General features: G+C 57.6%; 20 protein-coding genes. 16 read left to right on the top strand and 4 right to left on the bottom strand.

Translation table 11 applies throughout. From position 1 onward, the window contains the following. Positions 1-69: 69 nt before the first annotated feature. A complete protein-coding gene (locus tag ACHZBS_RS10915) occupies positions 70-372 on the bottom strand; it encodes a hypothetical protein (RefSeq protein ID WP_319406535.1) in 303 nt (100 codons plus the stop codon). 340 nt (positions 373-712) lie between these two features. Here ACHZBS_RS10915 and ACHZBS_RS10910 point away from each other — a divergent pair, with 340 nt between their 5' ends. From ACHZBS_RS10910 to ACHZBS_RS10865, 10 genes are all read left to right on the top strand, one after another. Beyond that, positions 713-1,645, top strand: a complete 933-nt coding sequence (locus ACHZBS_RS10910; RefSeq protein ID WP_319406534.1) for a metal ABC transporter solute-binding protein, Zn/Mn family — start codon at positions 713-715, stop codon at positions 1,643-1,645. 54 nt (positions 1,646-1,699) lie between these two features. Beyond that, positions 1,700-2,071, top strand: coding sequence for a membrane protein insertion efficiency factor YidD (yidD, locus tag ACHZBS_RS10905; protein WP_319406533.1), 372 nt, complete (start codon positions 1,700-1,702; stop codon positions 2,069-2,071). 198 nt (positions 2,072-2,269) lie between these two features. Then, positions 2,270-2,488, top strand: a complete 219-nt coding sequence (locus ACHZBS_RS10900) for a FeoA family protein (protein ID WP_319406532.1) — start codon at positions 2,270-2,272, stop codon at positions 2,486-2,488. Position 2,489: 1 nt separating this feature from the next. Continuing rightward, positions 2,490-4,958: a ferrous iron transport protein B gene (gene feoB / locus ACHZBS_RS10895; protein ID WP_319406531.1), complete on the top strand. Its 2,469-nt coding sequence runs from the start codon at positions 2,490-2,492 to the stop codon at positions 4,956-4,958. Between the two features lie 21 nt (positions 4,959-4,979). After that, entirely contained in the window at positions 4,980-5,303 is a 324-nt protein-coding gene (locus ACHZBS_RS10890; protein WP_319406530.1) for a hypothetical protein, read from the top strand. A gap of 110 nt (positions 5,304-5,413) precedes the next feature. Continuing rightward, positions 5,414-6,214: a DUF4198 domain-containing protein gene (locus ACHZBS_RS10885; protein ID WP_319406529.1), complete on the top strand. Its 801-nt coding sequence runs from the start codon at positions 5,414-5,416 to the stop codon at positions 6,212-6,214. Between the two features lie 133 nt (positions 6,215-6,347). Beyond that, a complete protein-coding gene (locus ACHZBS_RS10880) occupies positions 6,348-6,584 on the top strand; it encodes a hypothetical protein (RefSeq protein WP_319406528.1) in 237 nt (78 codons plus the stop codon). Between the two features lie 155 nt (positions 6,585-6,739). Further along, the gene (locus ACHZBS_RS10875) at positions 6,740-7,282 is read left to right on the top strand and encodes an LbtU family siderophore porin (RefSeq protein WP_319406527.1); all 543 of its coding nucleotides are present in this window, start codon (positions 6,740-6,742) and stop codon (positions 7,280-7,282) included. A 365-nt stretch (positions 7,283-7,647) separates the two neighbouring features. Next, the gene (locus ACHZBS_RS10870; RefSeq protein ID WP_319406526.1) at positions 7,648-7,968 is read left to right on the top strand and encodes a DUF1007 family protein; all 321 of its coding nucleotides are present in this window, start codon (positions 7,648-7,650) and stop codon (positions 7,966-7,968) included. A 198-nt stretch (positions 7,969-8,166) separates the two neighbouring features. Further along, positions 8,167-8,367 (top strand): hypothetical protein, encoded by a 201-nt coding sequence (locus ACHZBS_RS10865; RefSeq protein WP_319406525.1) that lies wholly within the window; start codon positions 8,167-8,169, stop codon positions 8,365-8,367. A gap of 2 nt (positions 8,368-8,369) precedes the next feature. Here ACHZBS_RS10865 and ACHZBS_RS10860 read toward each other — a convergent pair whose 3' ends face one another. The 3 genes from ACHZBS_RS10860 to ACHZBS_RS10850 are packed head-to-tail and all read right to left on the bottom strand — an operon-like array spanning position 8,370 to position 9,632. Further along, positions 8,370-8,684: an AzlD domain-containing protein gene (locus ACHZBS_RS10860; RefSeq protein ID WP_319406524.1), complete on the bottom strand. Its 315-nt coding sequence runs from the start codon at positions 8,682-8,684 to the stop codon at positions 8,370-8,372. Further along, the gene (locus ACHZBS_RS10855; protein ID WP_319406523.1) at positions 8,681-9,424 is read right to left on the bottom strand and encodes an AzlC family ABC transporter permease; all 744 of its coding nucleotides are present in this window, start codon (positions 9,422-9,424) and stop codon (positions 8,681-8,683) included. The genes ACHZBS_RS10860 and ACHZBS_RS10855 overlap by 4 nt, the downstream gene beginning before the upstream one ends. A gap of 19 nt (positions 9,425-9,443) precedes the next feature. Then, a complete protein-coding gene (locus ACHZBS_RS10850) occupies positions 9,444-9,632 on the bottom strand; it encodes a hypothetical protein (RefSeq protein WP_319406522.1) in 189 nt (62 codons plus the stop codon). A 112-nt stretch (positions 9,633-9,744) separates the two neighbouring features. Here ACHZBS_RS10850 and ACHZBS_RS10845 point away from each other — a divergent pair, with 112 nt between their 5' ends. From ACHZBS_RS10845 to ACHZBS_RS10820, 6 genes are all read left to right on the top strand, one after another. Then, a complete protein-coding gene (locus ACHZBS_RS10845; protein WP_319406521.1) occupies positions 9,745-11,181 on the top strand; it encodes a PLP-dependent aminotransferase family protein in 1,437 nt (478 codons plus the stop codon). A 335-nt stretch (positions 11,182-11,516) separates the two neighbouring features. Beyond that, on the top strand, positions 11,517-12,836 hold the full coding sequence (hydF, locus tag ACHZBS_RS10840; RefSeq protein ID WP_319406520.1) for a [FeFe] hydrogenase H-cluster maturation GTPase HydF: 1,320 nt from the start codon (positions 11,517-11,519) through the stop codon (positions 12,834-12,836). After that, entirely contained in the window at positions 12,818-14,317 is a 1,500-nt protein-coding gene (hydG, locus tag ACHZBS_RS10835; RefSeq protein WP_319406519.1) for a [FeFe] hydrogenase H-cluster radical SAM maturase HydG, read from the top strand. The genes hydF and hydG overlap by 19 nt, the downstream gene beginning before the upstream one ends. 2 nt (positions 14,318-14,319) lie before the next feature. Continuing rightward, the gene (gene hydE / locus ACHZBS_RS10830; protein WP_319406518.1) at positions 14,320-15,438 is read left to right on the top strand and encodes a [FeFe] hydrogenase H-cluster radical SAM maturase HydE; all 1,119 of its coding nucleotides are present in this window, start codon (positions 14,320-14,322) and stop codon (positions 15,436-15,438) included. A gap of 145 nt (positions 15,439-15,583) precedes the next feature. After that, a complete protein-coding gene (locus tag ACHZBS_RS10825) occupies positions 15,584-17,566 on the top strand; it encodes an FAD-dependent oxidoreductase (protein ID WP_319406517.1) in 1,983 nt (660 codons plus the stop codon). A gap of 14 nt (positions 17,567-17,580) precedes the next feature. Beyond that, a complete protein-coding gene (locus ACHZBS_RS10820; RefSeq protein ID WP_319406516.1) occupies positions 17,581-19,380 on the top strand; it encodes a [FeFe] hydrogenase, group A in 1,800 nt (599 codons plus the stop codon). The last annotated feature ends 34 nt before the right edge of the window (positions 19,381-19,414 follow it).

Raw genomic sequence — 19,414 nt, 5'->3', positions numbered from 1 at the left:
AAAATGAAACGTTGTCCAACGGACCGATAACGGCCGGGGTGACCGGGAACCGGTCACCCCGGCCGTTGATCAGGCGGAGCGTAGCGGAGCCTGATCAACAATCAATCTCACCCTGGCAACTGCAACCCAAGGCAATGGCGTTCGTTGCCAGGGTCGTTGAAAAGGCGATTGTTTTGATGCCCCCGGCTTTCTTACGGGAAAGGATATCGTCAAGCGCATCGACGATTCCCTGGCCGAGATTGTGGTGAATGGTCGGGCGATTGCCACATCGAGCACCGCCTGGCTTCGCAAATCGACGAGCACCGCGTCGGTAAACGTGCCACCGGTATCAATACCGATGCCGTAGACCGGTTTGGTCGAGGGTTTTTGCATATTGCCGATCCTTTTTTGGGGAGAACATTTTGCAAATTCCAACTTAATGCAATATATTTGCATTCTTAAGAGATCGTCAAGATAGATAAATTATACCAGTAAATTACAACTTTTTGATTAGAAAGGTTTAACGTTGATGAACGCGTAATATGGGCTGCGAATCGCCATAGCGGACGTGGTGAGGAGACTATAACACTTATGAATAATATGATTATTTATTTATCCGGAATGATTAAACGACGTGGTTTTCGATGTTTTGTGAACCCGTCAAAGTACATGCAAACGAATTGCACAAAAGTGGATTATGATACGGTAAACCAAACTGAACAAGGAGAATAAAATGATACCATTAATGGTTAGGATGCTGTTTGTATTTATGTTTTCCTGTGTTTTTGTTGGGCACGGCGGTGCGGCGGAGAGAATTCCGGTTTTTGTCAGCATCGTTCCGCAGAAATTCTTCGTGCAACAAATTGGCAAAGACCTCGTGGCGATCCAAGTCATGGTCCAGCCTGGTGCCAGCCCCGCCACCTACGAGCCCAAACCCAAACAGATGGCCGAGATTTCAAAGGCCGCGATCTATTTTTCCATCGGCGTGCCGTTTGAAAACGCCTGGCTGAGCAAGGTCTCGGCCGCCAATCCCGGCATGAAGGTGGTGCCCACGGATCATGGCATCGAGAAGCTTCACATGGCCGCCCATCATCACCATGAGGAGGGCGGGCATCACGAAATGGTTGATGCCTACCATGAAAAGGGGGAACACGGGGAAGCGCACCGCCACGCCCATGGCGGCCTCGATCCTCACATCTGGTTGTCGCCGCCTCTGGTGAAGATCCAGGCGCGTACGATCATGGCCGCCCTGCAGGCGATCGATCCGGCCCATGGGAGCGTCTATGAGGCCAATTACCAACGCTTCGCATCGACCATCGATGAACTGGACACACAATTGAAACAGACCTTCACCGGAAGAAAGGGCCTTCAATTCATGGTTTTCCATCCAGCCTGGGGTTACTTTGCCCATGCCTACGGACTCGAGCAGGTGCCCATCGAGATCGAAGGCAAGAACCCCAAACCGGCTCAATTGCAGCGGTTGGTCGAACGTGCCCGAACGAGCAAGATCAATGTCATTTTCGTGCAGCCGCAGTTTTCCGCCAAGAGCGCCGAGCAAATTGCGGAGGCCATCCATGGCCAGGTGCTGCCCGCCAATCCGCTGGCCGAGGACTGGGCGGCCAACCTACGCACCGTGGCCGAGAAATTCAAGGCGGCATTGCGCTAGATTTTACCCACCATCTTGGCGGCAAAGGTTGCCCTACCGTAAAACGATGGATCCATGATGCGACCATTGATGTTGATTTTCCTGGTCTACTTGACCGCCGTGATTGCATGTGCCCATTCACCGAATGCTGGCGCAGGATCCGCCCAATTGCCGGATGGCGGCCTTTATGAAGAGTTGATGCGGGTCTACGTAGGCCCGCTGAACCATCTAAAAGCGGTCCGGCGGGGTGAGTGTCCCATGTATCCCTCCTGTTCGCAGTACAGCCAACAGGCCGTGGCCCGCTATGGACTTGTCAAAGGCTGGATGATGACCATGGACCGGCTGATGCGATGCGGTCGTGATGAAACCAGACGTGCGCCCAGGATCCTGATCGACGGCAAGTGGAAATATTATGATCCGGTCGAGGACAACGCTGGTTGTCCTTGATAAGATAAAAAAGGCTTGACAACCAACCGGCGATGTGAAATTTAGGCATCCTCATCAAGATAGAACCTTCTATCATGAAGAGACAAGTCTTACGGCTTTCGGCCATCGTCGGCGCGGAAGAAGTGAAGGCGTAGCGCGAGGTGTTTTCGATCACACCCGGTTACGCCTTTTTTTATGGAACGCTAAAGGAGCTTGACCATGACACTGGATCAAATGAAACCGGGCTGTGAGGGACGCATCAAACGGTTGTCTGTGCGTGACAAGTTGGGACAACGATTGATGGACATGGGGGTCTATCCGGGATTAACCCTGAAGGTGGTTCGCAATGCGCCCCTGGAAGATCCCATGGAGGTCGAGTTGGACGGATATTTCGTCAGCCTGCGGCATGAGGAAGCCCGTTTCGTGGAGGTGGAGTGACGTGAGCGGCGATACCATTTTAGTCGCCCTGGCGGGCCAGCCCAACTGCGGCAAGTCGACGGTGTTCAATGCGCTGACCGGGGCCAGTCAGCATGTGGCCAATTATCCCGGCGTGACCGTGGACAAGATGACCGGATCGTACCGGCACAATGGCTACCGGGTGGCGGTGGTGGACCTTCCCGGCACCTACAGCCTGACCTCCTTTTCACCCGAGGAGCGGGTGTCGCGGGATTTCATCCTGCATGAAAAGCCGTCGGTGACGCTCAACGTCATGGATGCGTCCAATCTCAAGCGCTGCCTCTACCTGACTTTCCAGCTGCTGGAAATGGAGACTCCGGTGGTCTTGAATCTCAACATGATGGACGTGGTCGAAAAACGCGGCATGCACATCGATATGGAGAAGCTGTCCCGGCAGCTGGGCATTCCCGTGGTTCCCACGACCATGAAGTCTGGAAAAGGCAGGAAGGCGTTGCGCGAGGCAATCGATGCCGTGGCCGCGGTGAAGCCGACGGCAAAACCCCTTCATATCGATTACGGCGAGATGGAGCCGATGCTCCGGGAGACGATCGAGCGACTGGCCTCGGAGACCACCCTGACCACACACTATCCGCTGCGCTGGCTGGCCATCAAGCTGATGGAGGGGGACGGGGAGGTGCAGCGGTTGATCCGCGAGTATCACCCGGATGGTGACATGTTCATGGCCACGGTCGATGGATTGCGGGTGGCCTTTGAGGAGCGTTTCGACGAGGCTTGTGAAGTGCACATCGCCAATTCCCGCTACAAGGCGGCCGACGCCATTGCCAAGGTGTGCCTGACCCTGCCCAAGGGGGCCAGGCGGCCGCTTTCGGATAAAATTGACAGGTTCGTCTGCCATCGTCTGCTGGGGCCGGTTATCATGGTCGGTGTGATCTGGCTGCTTTATTACCTGGCCATCGTCCAGGGGTATAACATCACCAACTACACCTGGCCGCTGCTGGCCAAGCTGCGCAGTCTGACCGAAGCCGTTGTTCCGCAGCCCGGGTTTATCGAGATCCCGCTGATCCGCGAGTTCGCCTTGTGGATCGTGGACAGCATCAATGCCCTGCTCAACTACATCCCCATCTTCTTTATCCTCTTCGCGCTGATCGCCATCCTGGAGGACAGCGGCTACATGCCCCGCATGGCCTTTATGATGGACCGGCTCTTCAGCCGCTACGGCCTCCACGGCCAATCCACGTTGCCCATGGTGCTGGGCGGCATTTACGTGGGCGGTTGCGCGGTGCCGGGGGTGATGTCCTGCAAAGGCATCCCGGACGAGCGTTCGCGCCTGGCCACGATCTTGATCATTCCGTTGCTCAATTGCCTGGCCAAGGTGCCTTTATACGTTCTCCTGATCAATATCTACTTTGCCGCCCACAAGGCCTGGGCCATGTTCTTCATCTCCACCATCAGCATGCTGCTGGTGTTGCCGGTATCGAAAATTCTCACCCTGACCGTGCTCAAGGACAAGGAGACGGCGCCTTTCGTGATGGAGATGCCGCCTTACCACCTGCCCACCTGGCGGGGCGTATTGGGCAGGGCCATGGAGCGGGTGTGGCTGTTCGTGCGTAAGATTACCACCATCGTGGTGGCCGTGGCAGTGATCATCTTCGCGCTGCTCCAGTTTCCGGGTATCGATGCGGCGCGCATGGACTATTACCATGCCGAGAAGGAGAAGGCCGTGGCCGCCTTCATGAAAAAAATCAAGGGCACGCCTTTTGCCGAAGCGCTTGGGGAAGATCGCGTGATCGCTCTGGTGCGCTACGCGGAAGCTTACAAAGACGCCAAGATGGGCGCCCGGGGAGAAGATGGGGTGGCGGCGCTGAATGCCCAATTCCAAGCCCGCGACGCGCTTTTCTATCAAATCGTCCAGCCGGGGGATGACAAGGCGGCCAAGAAGGTCGGCCGCGAATTGAAAACCCTGGTCAAGGCGCGCAAGGGTCTCTTGCGAGAGATGCGCAAGGAGCGCATCGACAACAGCTTCCTGGGATCCGCGGGGCGGTGGCTGGAACCGGTCACCCGATGGGCCGGTTTCAACTGGCGCGTCAACGTGGCCCTGCTCAGCGCCCTGGCGGCCAAGGAGAGCAGCGTGGCCACCCTGGGCGCCCTTTACGAACAGGGGGAAGATGGGGAAGCCCTGGAGCAGCGCATGGCCAGGGGCGAGACTGATTTTACGCCCCTGCACGCCCTGGCGCTCATGCTTTTCATGGTGCTCTATCCCCCCTGCATGGCAACGGCCATCGCGGTCAAGGTTCAGGCCGGTTCGGTCAAGTGGATGCTCTTTTCGATTGCCTATCCCATGTTCCTGGGGTTGGCGTTCGCCACCCTGGTGTTCTCGCTGGGCAGGGCTTTTGGGCTTTCGGGCCTGCAGGCGATGTTCGCCTTTTATGTGCTGGCTCTGGCGTTCACAGTTTTTATGGGTTTTTTCAAAAATGAACCCCAATATACCTAATCAAAAAAGGAGGATCGTTTCATGTTCAAGCGCAGTATGTTTTTCATTGGTTTGCTGGCCCTGGTTGCGACCTTTGCTGCAGGACAGGCCCTGGCGCACACCCCTTTGTGCTCCTGCTACGACAACGGGGACGGCACGGTTACTTGCGAAGGCGGGTTTTCCGACGGATCTTCGGCCGCCAGCGTGCAGATGCGCGTGGAAAAAGACGGCAGTGTCCTGCTCAAGGGCAAAATGGATGAGGACAGCGAGTTTACTTTCGACAAACCGGACGAAGCTTACAAAGTCGTGTTCGACGCCGGCGAAGGTCATAAGATCGAAATCGACGGCAAGGAGATTGTGGAGTGATACATTGCTGTCACTTGGATTGCGGTACATTGAGATAAGAAGCGAGAAATTGGTCGAATCGTGACAGTTACGTAATACAATCGCAATTTATAATGGAAAGGATGATTTCAATGAAAAAGGCAGTTGTTGTGTTCGCCGGTTTGTTGGTGCTGGCCTTGGCGGTTCCGGCCATGGCCCATTTCCAGATGGTCTACACACCCGTGTCGGCCCTGGCGAAAGCCGATACCATCGGGATGAAACTGGTGTTTACCCATCCCTTCGAAGCCGGGCATACCATGGACATGGGGCAGCCCGAGCAGTTTTACGTGGTGCGCAAGGAGAAGAAGACCGATCTGCTTGGCACACTGAAGCCCATCACCTGGACCAGCCTCACCAACAGCGGCGCGGCATACGAAACCACCTACAAGCTGCGGGGCATGGGCGACAACGTCTTCTGCCTAGTGCCCTCTCCGTATCTGGAAAAGGAAGAGAATTGCTATATCCAGCAGATCACCAAGCTCGTGGTTAACACCGGCGGATTCCCCACCGATTGGGATGCCGAGATCGGCCTGCCGGCCGAGATCGTGCCCCTGGACAAACCCTACGCCTTGTGGACGGGCAACGTATTCCGGGGCATCGTCAAGGGCGAGGGCAAGCCGGTGCCCTTTGCCGAGATCGAGGTGGAATACATGAACCACCAGCCCCTGCCTGACAAAAATGCCTTTGCGCAAAGCGCCGCGGTGGAAGCACCCCAGGATGCCTTTGTCACCATGACGATCAAGGCTAATGTCAACGGTGAGTTCTCCTTTGGCATTCCCAGGGCCGGTTGGTGGGGTTTCTGCGCTCTGGGCGCGGGACCGGCAAAGGAACACAAGGGCAAAGAGTTGTCCCAGGATGCTGTGATCTGGGTCCAGGCCCGGGATATGAAATAGCTTTTCGTGTCGCCTCCTCCACTGTGCGACTGACGATCCCCGGGCGCCCCTTTCCCCACCCAATCGGGGCCGCCCGGGGGTCATTCTTGAAAACAAGATCGGGTTTGGATGGCATCCGTGAGGACGGAACTGTATGTCTGCAAAAATGTTTGCTGTCAGGATGGTGGTGGCGATCATTGCCGTTATCGGGTTTGTTTTGCATGGCTGGTTGGGCGTAGCCCCGGCCAAGTGGCTTGGCTTGGTTTTTTATTTTATCAAAATCGATGCCCAAGGGGACGAGCAGGAGCCCTACACCCAAATGAAGCACACCGCCACTTTGGTTTTTCAGATCTCCAATGTCCCCAAAACGTCAGCTTCAGGGGCCCAATAAAAAGGGCTTGACGACAATTCGATTTTCTGGAACGGAACCAATCCCGTTAATTTGAAGATCCTATCTTTAAAAAACTTGTCTTACGTTCTCCGGTTGATTGCCGACGCGTAGGAAGTGAAGGCGCAAGAGAGTCCGAACATTTTTCGGAAGATTTCTTGCGCCTTTTTATTGAGAAAGGAGGGACGCCGAACCACACGTTTACCGTTGGCTACACCATGGAGAGCGATGGATTCACCGTTGACTTCGGGGTCAGCTATATCAACAACCTGATCGATGCCGATGCCTGGGAGGACATCATCGATGAAGAAGGTTTGGCGCTCAATGAATATGCCGCCGGTATGGGGGCCTATGCCATCGTTGGCGTGGGGCAGCTCACGCTGATTGGCGAGTATGTGACGGCCCTGGATGAAATCGAATGGATTGACGACTCCGGCGCAGCGGTCAATGAAGATGAAATTGCCGCCTGGAATCTGGAAATCGCTTATGCCTTCACCGTCGGCGAAAAAGAAGCCGTATTGGCCGCTGCGCTCCAGGGTACCGACGAAGCCCAGAGCCGTCTTCCTGAAACCAGATACATGGGATCCTTCGGCATCGCTATCCTTGAAGGCACCAACCTGGCGTTTGAATACGCCCACGACGAATATGAAAACGATGACGAAGAGGATGCATTGACGGCGCAGCTATCCATAGAATTCTAGCTTGGCCGCATTCGCGATGCGAACCTGACGATTAACAGCAGTTGGTGGTTATATCGGGGACGGGGGAAATTACTCCCGGCTCCGTCATTTTTCGTTTTGATGCCAGCGAAAGGTGTCGGACGTCTCATCTTCAGACGCACCTCTCCCGTCCTTCTTATTTTCCTTCGTCTTCAAATTAAAATTTGGATCTTGGGCAAGCGCTTTGGTATAGATTCGGTTGTTGCCAAGCGATGGCATCGATTGCCCTGGATACAAGGGGAAGAGGGCAGGGACGTTAAAAAATGCGGTGGCTTTCGAAAAAAAGCATGTGGCTTGGATTGATATGCACCGCCCTCGGCATGGCCGCGGGAGGCCCGTTGCCGTTTTTGTCGAGAGCGAACGCCCATCCCCATGTGTTTATCGTCCAGCGGCTGAATCTCGTTTTCCATGAAAACTGGCTGGCTGGGATCAAAGTGCGTTGGAAGATGGATGACATGTTCGCCAGCATGATCGCCGAAGATCACGACAAGAAACGCAACGGCACGCTGGAAGCCGATGAAGTCAAATCGGTAAAGGAAAACGCCTTTTTTTATCCGGGAGTTGAGTTTTTCGTTAAAATTATTGTCTGGCAGCATCAGTTGAAACAAAGCATGTCAGGCATCGTGAGCGTCCTGGGACTGCGCTATGTCATCGAACGCAGCGGCTGACCTCGGTTACCGAAATAACCCAGATGGTCAGCTTCGGATTGACCGCCATCCTATGGATGGGAATCCTGGCAAAACATGCCTACACGCTGTTTGTTCGGCAGGAATCCCCGTCGGATAAGAAACCGGGACCGATAGCGGGGAAAAAACGTGTGGCCTTGGGCGGTTGCTGTTGGCGGCGTGCCTTGCCCGGCAGTGGTGATGGTCATGCTGTTCTGCCTGTCCATGGATTTAGTACTTCTGGGCCTGCTGCTGGCGATTTGCATCGCTTTGGGGATGGGGAAGGCCGGAATTTTGCGTGCGGTATCTGAAAAGCGCATCGAAAAAGCAGAGGCCATTGTCGGTATGCTTTCAGGAGCCGCTATTGCAGGCTTCGGTACGCTTTTTTTGGATCAGTCGTGATATCAGGCCAACCACCTTCCCGTTGCTACCAGACTCATGCCCACAATCATGGCAAGCAGGATATTCCTTGTTTTCCAGGCGCACAGGGCAGTGGCCAGGGCGGCAACACCGCCGAGCATACCGGCGGAAAATATCCCCGGTGCCACCAGTGACAGCAGGATCGTTCCGGGAAGAGCTTCCATGAAGCGTTTGAACCCGCCGTTTTTGGGCAGGCGATCTGCCAGCAGCAGGCCACCCAGGCGCAGGCTGTAGGTGGCCAGGGCGGCCCCGGCAATGGCCAGGACAATGGACAGATCGGTCGGAGAGAGTCCGGTCATTTGGTTTCCTTCGTCATCGGGTCGCTCCGGGATCGATTGGACAACGGGTTCCGGGCGTTTTCCCTTGCTATAAAAATTTCTCGAACGGCCGGAACCAATGCCCCGCCGATGCCGCCGACAACAATGTACCATTTGCCGGGGAGCCATCGTTCGGCAACGACGGCCAGTACGGCTGCGGCTGCCCACGGGGCGATGTCGCCTTTTCCTCGCCACATGCTCACCGTCAGGGCGGTAAAGACCGCTATGAAGGCGAAGTCCAGGGCAAACCGCTCCGGCCGGACCACCAGGGCGCCCAGTTGATGGCCCAGCAAGGTGCCCATGGACCAGATGCTGCACAGGCAGATGCCGCCGCCCAGCAGAAAACCGGTGGTGGCGCCTTTGCAGCGATAGGCCGCCATGGTGACCGCCCAGTTTTCATCGGTAACCAGGTGAATGATTCCGGCTTTGTGGGCCAGGGATTTCCCTTGGAAAAGCGGATTCAAAGAGGCGCCGATGAGCAGGTAGCGCATGTTGATGATCAGGACGGCCAGGGTCATCTCCACCACAGGCAGGGGCGGTGCCCACATCTCCACCATGACAAACTGGGCGGAGCCGGCGAAAACGGACAGGTTCATCGCCAGCAACTGCACCCAGGTAAGCCCTTTCTGGGCGGCCAGCATTCCCAGAACACTGCCGTATGCGGCCACGCTGGCGCCTACCGGCAGATTGGCCAGTGCACCCCTTCGCATCTCCTCGATCATTCTGATTTTTTCCCGATATTCACAATTGTCCGACCGTCAGTGCTGCCAGCACGCTGAAAACGAACCAGATCAAGGTTTTGGCCTGGGTCCAAGGGGTGACACCATATGGTGGGGCATTCCCTGAGGATGTGGCCGACGAATCTTCGGGTGCCAGCAGAAAACGCAGAACCTTAATTGTTGTGTGGGTTTTTACCGACAGGTTTTTCATTATTCGCCTCCGGTAGCTGAAGTCAACGCTTGCTTTAGCCTAACAGATTCGTTAGACAATAACAGATACAGAAAACTAAATTTTATTTAATAACAGATGGGAGGTTGCCCACATGACGGACAGCATGGTTCCGAGCTTCCGATATGCTCGTTTGGCTGATGATCTGGAGGTAAAGATCAGAGAGGGTATCTACCGGTCCGGTGAAAAAATGCCTTCTTTGAGAAAATTACACGACCAGACCGGCCTGAGCATCACCACGGTTTACCAGGCTTACATCGAACTGGAAAAGCGGGGTGTCGTGATGCCTCGGCAAAAATCAGGCTACTACGTCAAACCGCTGTTGGATAGGATTTTACCGCCTCCTGAAGCGAAAAAGCTACGACCAGTTCCCAAAAAGGTCACCATGAACACGCTGGCCTATTCCATCGTGGAGGATATGAGCAATGCAGACTTTCTCCAGTTGGGCGGATCCGTTGTCATGCCGGAATTGCTGCCCTTCAAGCAACTGACCCGCTGCATGCGCGCAGAAACCATGGATGCGATGAAACGCAGCCTGATGCGCTATGAAAACCCTTATGGAAATGCCGAGCTGAAGCGACAGATCGCCAAGCGCATGGTCGGCCAGGCCCGGCAGGCCATAACCGATGAGATGGTCATTACCAGCGGGTGCATCGAAGCGGTGAGCCTTTGCCTGGCGGCTGTCGGGCGCGCCGGCGACACGGTGGTCGTGGAATCCCCCACCTACCCCTGGTTTCTGCAAATTATAGAGGACCAGAACAAATTTGCCTTGGAGATACCTACGGATCCTCAGACGGGCATCGACCTGGATCAGCTGGGACGCGCGGTGGAGAAGAATGAGGTGGCGGCGTGTCTCCTGATTCCCAACTTTCATAACCCCCTGGGGTTCGAAATGTCGGATGAGAAGAAAACCGCGCTGGTCAAAATGATGGGCGAGAAGCAGATTCCCATCATCGAGGACAACATCCACGGCGAGCTCTATTTTGGCAACGCACGCCCCACAACGTTGAAAGCGCTGGACCGCAAGGGGCTGGTCCTTCACTGTGCCTCTTTTTCAAAAACCCTTTCTCCGGGGCTTCGGGTGGGCTGGACCCTGCCGGGCCGTTTCACCGATCGGGTCAGGCGCTTGAAGATGAACAGTACCATTGCATCGCCGACGCTGAACCAGCAGGTGGTGGCGCAATTCTTAAAAACCGGCGCCTTCGACCGTCATCTGCGCCGCCTGCGCACGGCCCTGAAAAACCAGATTACCAATACGGCCCTGGCCATCGCCCGGACCTTTCCGGAGGATACGCGGATCACCGCACCCCAGGGGGGCCTAACGTTGTGGGTGGAGCTGAATAAAAAGGTGGATGGGTTGAAAGTCTTTCAGGAGGCGCGAAGGCAAAAGATATCCGTCTTCCCGGGTATCATCTGTTCCACCACCGGCCGCTACCGCAACTTTATCCGCATCAGCTGCGGATACCCCTGGAGCGGAAAAATTGAAGCGGGCATCGTTTCCCTGGCGGATATTATCAGGACCGTGGGGTAGCGCTGCGTGTCTTCCGGTCGATCCTTGTCCCTCTCTTCTCATTGCCGGCCGTGGACATTTTTGGATTGATTATGTCTCCTGAGCCTTGACACCGTGGAAAAAAAAATGACAGGTTCGGCCGGTGCTTACCTTTTTAAAACCAGGGTTGAGTTTATAATAACCCATTCAATTATAATGCAATAACTCTCCCCGTAAAAATTCATGCCCCCTGGCACCCCCTTTGCTGTTGTCTCATAACGAGTCGGCCTGAACGTGTTTTCAGGAGAACTGCTCATCCACCGGTTTTCTCACGGCGAATGATGATCCCGATAGTTACCCAGGAGCAGAGGTGCTGCGTGATTCTCACCCCCAAATCCATGCGATTGCAGATCGGCCTATTTGGACGGACCAATGTGGGCAAATCAAGTTTTCTCAACATGGTCGCCGGACAGGATGTGGCTGTTACTTCGCCCATTCCCGGCACCACCACGGACGTGGTGGAAAAGGCCATGGAGCTGCTGCCCGTCGGGCCGGTGATGTTTCTGGACACCGGCGGTATGGACGACGACACCCGGCTGGCCGCTGAACGCCTGGCGCGCACCCGGCGGGTCTTCGATCGTGCGGAGGTGTTTATCCTGCTCGTCGAGGCCGGCCACTGGACCGATTATGAGTCCGCCATCATCGCCGCAGCCAGGCAACGCCGCTGCCCCTGCCTGATCGTGGTCAACAAGATCGATGACCGGCAGCCGGAAGCGGATTTCCTGCAGATGCTCCAGGCGGCCTCCCCTTTCGTGTGCTGCGTTTCCAGCCGACCGGGGAGCCCGCGGGATCGTTATGTCAGTGCCTTCAAGGCATTGCTGATCCAGGCCCTTCCGGAAGGGGCCATGGCCCAGCCGCCGATCCTCGGTGACCTGCTCCCCCCCGGCGGGCTGGCGGTGTTGATCGTGCCCATCGATCCGGAAGCGCCCAAGGGGCGCCTGATCCTGCCCCAGGTGCAGACTATCCGTGATGCCCTGGATTACGAAGCCGCTACCCTGGTGGTCAACGAAAGGCAGTACCGGGGACTGCTAAATCGCCTCAGCCGGCCGCCGGACCTGGTGGTCTGTGACTCCCAGGTGGTCATGCAAATGGTGGTTGAGACCCCCGCCGGAATTCCCTGCACGACCTTTTCGATTCTTTTCGCCCGGCTGAAGGGCGATCTTTGTGCGGCAGCGAGGGGCGCAGAAGCTATCGACAATCTTGTCGACGGGGATCGGGTGCTGGTTGCCGAAGCGTGCACCCACCATCCCGTGGAAGATGATATCGGGCGCGTCAAGATTCCCCGATGGTTGCGGGAGAGAACCGGCTGCGAGCTTCAGATCGATACTTACAGCGGTCGGGATTATCCGGACAACCTGGAGGACTACCGGCTGATCGTTCATTGCGGCGCCTGTATGCTGACCCGCCGGGAGATGCTGGCCCGCATCCAGCGGGCATCGGCGGCAGGCGTGCCCATTACCAATTATGGGGTGTGCGTCTCCGCCTTGCACCAGGTTCTCCAGCGGGTGCTGGAACCGTTTCCGGAGGCCTGGCAGGCCTATGAGAACCCCACACAACCCAATACGATGACCTCGATTCCATCCATCCAAACCGCGACTAACCGACAGGGAGGCTTCTCATGCTCAGTTCAACCGTGAAAACCGATTCATGGAAACAGCAAAAAATCAGATGGGACGAAATCGACCGGTACTTGCACGGCGGCCGGGATTTCATTGACGACGCAGCACTGGCAGCGGCCATTGGTGCCAACCGATCCCCGGACCCGGCAAGGATCCGAGACATCATCGCCAAGTCCCTGGCCATCGAGACGCTGGCCATCGACGATGCCGCGGCCCTGCTCAACGTCACCGATCCTGACCTGCTGGCGGAGATGGAGGCAGCCGCCGGACAGATCAAGCGCCACGTATATGACAATCGTATCGTTACCTTCGCGCCGCTTTACCTGAGCAACCATTGTGTCAACAATTGTCGCTATTGCGGGTTTCGCCGGGAGAATCGCAACATCCGAAGGGTGACCCTGTCCATGGATGAGATCCGGCGGGAGACAGAGGTGTTGTGCGGCCGGATCGGGCACAAACGACTGATCGTGGTCTACGGCGAGCACCCGGTGTCGGACATCGATTACATGGTGGATTCCATCGCGGCCATCTACGATGTCGCAGTACCCGTCCACCAGGGCACCGGCCGGATCCGGCGGGTCAACGTCAATGCAGCCCCTTTGTGCATCCAGGACCTGGAGCGGCTGAAAACAGTGGGGATCGGTACCTTCCAGGTCTTCCAGGAGACCTATCACCATGCCACCTATGCGCGCATCCATCCGGCGGATACGCTTAAGGGCAATTACCAATGGCGGTTGTACTGTATGCACCGGGCGTTTGAAGCGGGCGTGGACGATTTCGGCATCGGCGCCCTGTTCGGTCTGGCCGACTGGCGCTTCGAGGTGCTGGGCCTTTTGGCCCACGCCCATGAACTGGAGCGGGCCGTGGGCATTGGACCCCATACCATTTCTTTTCCCCGGCTCGAACCGGCTGAAAACACGCCTTTTCTCCAGGATGCCCGCCTGCGTGTCGCGGACGCCGATTTCAGAAAGGCCGTCACCGTGCTGCGCCTGGCCGTACCTTACACCGGTATGATCCTGACGGCGCGGGAATCGGCTGACACGCGGCGGGCGCTGATGCCCCTGGGGATCACCCAGATCGATGCGTCCAGCCGCATCGGTGTGGGTGCATACGCCGATGGGACGGCCGACCACGTCCAGGACAACCGGCAGCAGTTTGTGCTGGGCGATACACGCAGCCTGGATGCCGTGATTCGGGAACTGGCGCAGATGGGCACCATCACCTCCTTCTGCACGGCCGGTTACCGGTGCGGCCGCACGGGCAAGCGGATCATGGACCTGCTGCGAAGCGGCAGGGAGGGACGTTTTTGCAAACTCAACGCGGTCCTGACCTATCGGGAATGGCTCGATGACTTTGCCTCTCCCGAGACGGCCGCCGCTGCCGAACCCGTCGTTCAACGCGAGATCGAAGCGATCGGCAGGCAGCAGCCCGAGACCATTGACGCCTTCATGGCCTACTACCAGCGAATCGTCGCCGGCGAGCGGGACCTTTATTTTTAAAAATGGATATGTCCACACTCATTCAGAGACCGAGCATCAATTCGCCCTCGACCCTTTCGGCCGGGCAGATCCAATCCCTGTTGGAAATGACCAACAGGGATGAGATCGATGCCCTGTCCCGTGAGGCCCGGTGGATGACCCTGCTGCATTGTGGCTGCACGGTCTATTTCAGAGGCATTATCGAGTTTTCCAATATCTGCAACTGTGACTGCCAGTACTGCGGCATCCGGCGGAGCAACGGGGACGTGGCGCGATACCAGCTTACCCAGGGTGAGATCCTGCGCCAGGCCCGGTGGTGCGCGGACCGGGGATTCGGGTCCGTGGTCCTGCAATCGGGGGAGCGGCGGGACCCCCGGTTCGTCGATTTCGTGGCCGATGTCGTCCGAGCCATCAAACGAGAGACCCGGTCGGCTATCCTGCCCGATGGATTGGGTATCACCCTGTGTGTCGGCGAACAATCACGAGAGAGCTACCGCCGCTTTTTCGATGCTGGCGCCCATCGCTACCTGCTGCGTATCGAAACATCATCGCCGCGCCTTTTTCAGCGGTGGCACCCCGCCGGCCAGACTTTCGACAACCGGCGGCACTGCCTGGACCACCTGCGGGCCATCGGTTTCCAGGTGGGTACCGGCGTCATGATCGGCGCGCCCTGGCAGACCACGGCCGACCTGGCGGCCGATGTGGCCTTTTTCAGGGAGATGGACGTGGACATGATCGGGATGGGGCCATACATCCCCCACCACGCAGCGCCCCTGGCGGCGGTTGGCGTGGACTCCCCGGCGGTGCGTCTTCGGCGCACCCTGTTGGCCATCGCCGCTGTCCGCCTGGTGCTCCGGGATGTCAATATCGCTGCCACCACGGCCCTGCAGACCCTGGCACCCCTGGGGAGGGAAAGGGGGCTGGCTTTCGGCGCCAACGTGATCATGCCCCAGGTTACTCCGGCCAGCTGCCGGAAAAACTACACCCTGTACGACGCCAAGCCGTGCGACGATGAAACCGATTCCGGTTATCAGAAAGCGCTGGAATCTCGGATCCGAGGGCTGGGGCGGACGGTGGGGCGACATCAATGGGGGGATTCACCCCGCGTGTTTCATAGAAAGGCACTGCTGCGTTCCGCCTGATGACAACCCCTCGGGTGGGCTCGGTAACACCATTGACCCGGGCCGCATGGCGCTGCCTGGCAATAGCGGCAAGGCCCCGTCGCCCGCAGCGACACGGGTGGCGGACCAATACACCGTAGAAATGAAAAAAAGCGAGGATAGCTACATGGCAAAAGTGATTTTCGGCGTTTGGGACGGCAAGGTCATCGACAACAGGAAACGCAAGATATTCGAAATCGAAGAAGACCCCGCCTTCCGGGAATTTGATGATTTCAATCCCGGCAATCCCATCAAGGCGTTCATGGGCGGTCATGGGTTCTTCATCTTTGAAAAGGGCGTCCATCTGCTGGATGCCGCCCGCCAATACATGGAACGGGTGGCACGGGAATCCTGCGGCAAATGCACCCCCTGCCGGGTGGGCACGCAGATCATCGCCTCCAAGCTTCGCGATCTGTCCAACGGCAACCGGGACGCGGCCATCCTGGAAGAGATCGCCGTCATTGCCGAGCACATCCGCAGCACGTCCCTGTGCGGCCTGGGCCAGACCGCACCGGTGGCCCTGCTGGAGATGCTCAGCTACCTGCGCGAGGAACTGGTCGCCGAGATCGTTGCCGGAAACGGCAAACCGGCCCAACCTTGCACCACCTATGTTTCGGCACCGTGCATCGAGGCCTGCCCGTCCAAGGTCGATGTACCCCGCTACATCGATTACATCAAGGACGGCAAGTTTACCCATTCCCTGGGGGTTATCCTGCAAAAATACCCCATGGCCGCCACCTGCGGACGGGTCTGCGTGCGGTTTTGCGAAATGGCCTGCCGACGGACCCAGGTAGATGAGGCCGTGGGCATCAAAGTGCTCAAACGTTTTGTGGCCGACCGGGAAAAATACATCACCAACGAATGGTTCAGCAGCTACCCGGTGGCGGAAAAAAAATCCAATGACCTGAAGGTGGCGGTCATCGGCACCGGACCGGCAAGCATATCGGCCGCCTACCACCTGCTGCTCAAGGGCTATCCGGTGGATGTCTTTGAGGACAAGACGGTCCCCGGCGGCATGGCGGCCACGGGGATCCCCAACTACCGTCTGCCCAAAGAGGTGTTGAGCAAGGAGATCAGCATTATCGAAACCCTGGGGGGGCGCATTCACTATGATCGACGCCTCGGGCAGAATATCACACTCAAAAGCCTCCAGAACGACGGGTACCAGTCCGTATTCCTGGGTGTCGGCGCCCACAAGGGCAAAATGCTGGGCATTGCCGGCGAAGACACCACCTTGCAGGGTTACCAGTTTGGCGTGAACATGCTGCTGCACATCAATCACGACTATGTCGACCGGGGAATTCCCATGGATCTGGGAGAAAAGATGGCCGTGGTCGGCGGGGGCAACGTGGCTATGGATTGCGCCCGTTCGGCCCTGCGCATGGGCGTCAAGGAAGTGCACCTGCTCTACCGGCGGTCCCGAAATGAGATGCCCGCCGATGTGGAGGAGGTGGAGGCCGCCGAAAAAGAGGGGGTCATTTTCCATTTTCTGACCCATCCTGTGCGGATTCTTCATGCCGACGGACGGGTTACGGGCGTTGAGGTGACCCGCATGGAACTCGGTGAAGTGGACGCCGGCGGCCGACGGAGCGTTCTTCCCGTGGACGGATCGGAATTTGTCCTGGACGCTGACAGCATTGTGCCGGCCATCGGCCAGCAGGTGGATCACAGCTTTGTGAGCCCGGACGAGGGCATCCGCTTTACCAAGCAGGGGCTGATCGAGGTCAATCCCAATAGCCTGATGAGCAGCCGCAAGGGCATCTTTGCCGGCGGCGACTGCGTCACCGGGCCGGCCACCCTGGTCCAGGCTATGGCCCAGGGGCACCAGGCGGCCCGGTGCATGGACGACTACCTGACCCTGGGGCGGGTGCGATTTTTTCCCGATGCACGCATGAGCGACCTGGTACAGGCCATCCAGCCCATGATTTCCAAAGGGGTCTCGATCCCCATTCGCCATGAATACCGGGTAAAGGTCAAGGAGCTGGACCCGCAGGTCAGAAAACGCATGTTCGAGGAGGTGGAAAAACCCATCTCGGTGGAAGAAGCATACCACGAGGCGGATCGCTGCATGCGATGCTATCGGGTCTATTCGGTAATCACCGAACAATGATTAGGAGAATGATGATGAATGGTACCATAAACGGCAAACCGGTGGAATTCAGCGAGAATGAGACCATCCTTCAGGTGGCCAAGCGAAACGGTCATTTTATTCCGACCCTGTGCGAGATGGCGGACCTCGATCATGCGCCGGGTACCTGCCGGGTCTGCCTGGTGGAGATCCAGCGCCGAAACGGCCGGGGACGGCAGGTGGCGACTTCCTGCAACACGCCCATGGAAGACGGCATGGCCGTGCTGACCCGCACCCCTGCCCTGCGGGAGCAGCAGCGCCTTCAGGTGGAACTGCTTTTGGCCGACCATAACCAGGATTGTGCCGTGTGCATCCGCCACGGCAACTGCGAGCTTCAGGACGTGGCCCAGTTCGTCGGCCTGCGGCAGTCGCGCTACCGTTATCCAAGTTTTTACGAACAGCGCACCCGTGACGACTCCTCGGCGGCCATCGTGCGTGATATGAGCAAGTGTATCCGCTGCCTTCGTTGCGTAAAGGTGTGCCGTGAGATTCAGGGCACCGACGCCCTGGTGATTACGGAAAAGGGCCTGGCCACAGAAATAAGCGTCCGCGACGGCCTGCCCCTGGGCAGTTCGGACTGCGTGGCCTGCGGCCAGTGCATCCTGGTCTGTCCGGTGGGGGCCCTGGCCGAACGGGATGACACCGAAACGGTCATCGATTACCTTTCTGATCCGCGCATCGTTACGGTTTTCCAGTTTGCCCCGGCCATCCGGGTGGCCCTCGGAGAAGCGTTCCGAATGCCTGCCGGCACCAACGTCGAGGGCCAGATCGTTACGGCCCTGAAGCAGCTGGGTGCCGATGTGGTGCTGGACACCAATTTTACGGCCGACCTGGTGATTATGGAAGAAGGCACCGAACTGCTTCGGCGCATAGAAGCGGGCGGGCGGCTACCCATGTTTACCTCCTGCTGCCCCGGCTGGGTTACCTTTGCCGAAAAGAATTTTCCGGAAATCCTGCCCCACATCTCCACGACCCGTTCGCCCCAGCAATGCTTCGGCACCATGGCCAAAACCTACCTGGCCGATCGGATGGGACTCGATTCCAAGAAAATGCGGGTGGTTTCGATCATGCCTTGTACGGCCAAAAAGGAGGAGGCCAAACGGCCTGAATTTGTTCGCGACGGCGTCCCTGACGTGGATGTCGTCCTGACCACCCGGGAGTTTGCCCGCCTGCTGGAGCGGGAGGGAATCGACCTTGCCGGCCTGGAATCGTCGGCATACGACAACCCGTGGATGGGGGATTACTCCGGTGCTGCCGCTATTTTCGGTACCACAGGCGGGGTGATGGAGGCGGCCCTTCGTACGGTCTGCAAGGTGCTCACCGGCCAGGAACTTGATGCCGTTGAATTCCGGCTGGTGCGCGGCCGGGAACAGATTCGAGAAGCTGCGGTGGATTTGAAAAATGGCACGCCTCCCGTTAAGGTGGCCGTCGCCCACAGCCTCAAAGCGGCCCGTCAGATGGCGGAAATGGTTCTTCAGGGCGAAGCGCCTTACCAGTTTATCGAAATTATGGCCTGCCCGGGCGGATGCATGGGTGGCGGGGGGCAGCCGCGCAGCAAGAAAGCTTACCAGGCCAGCTGGCAGGAGCGGCAACGCGCCTTGTATGACATCGACCGCCAGCGGTCGGTGCGCCAGTCCCACAACAACCCGCTCATCGAAAAAATTTACGATGATTTTTTAGGCCAGCCCAATTCCCACAAGGCCCATGATCTGCTGCATACCACCTATCGGGAGCGCAAACGAACCATCAAACATACCATGAAGGAGATCTGGCAGGAAATTGAAGCGCGTTGTTGATTCAGTCCATAATTTTTGCGGGCGTGGCATGGCC

It is taken from the genome of uncultured Desulfosarcina sp. (assembly GCF_963664155.2).
GTDB lineage: Bacteria > Desulfobacterota > Desulfobacteria > Desulfobacterales > Desulfosarcinaceae > Desulfosarcina.
This window is presented reverse-complemented; position numbering and strand designations above follow the sequence as displayed.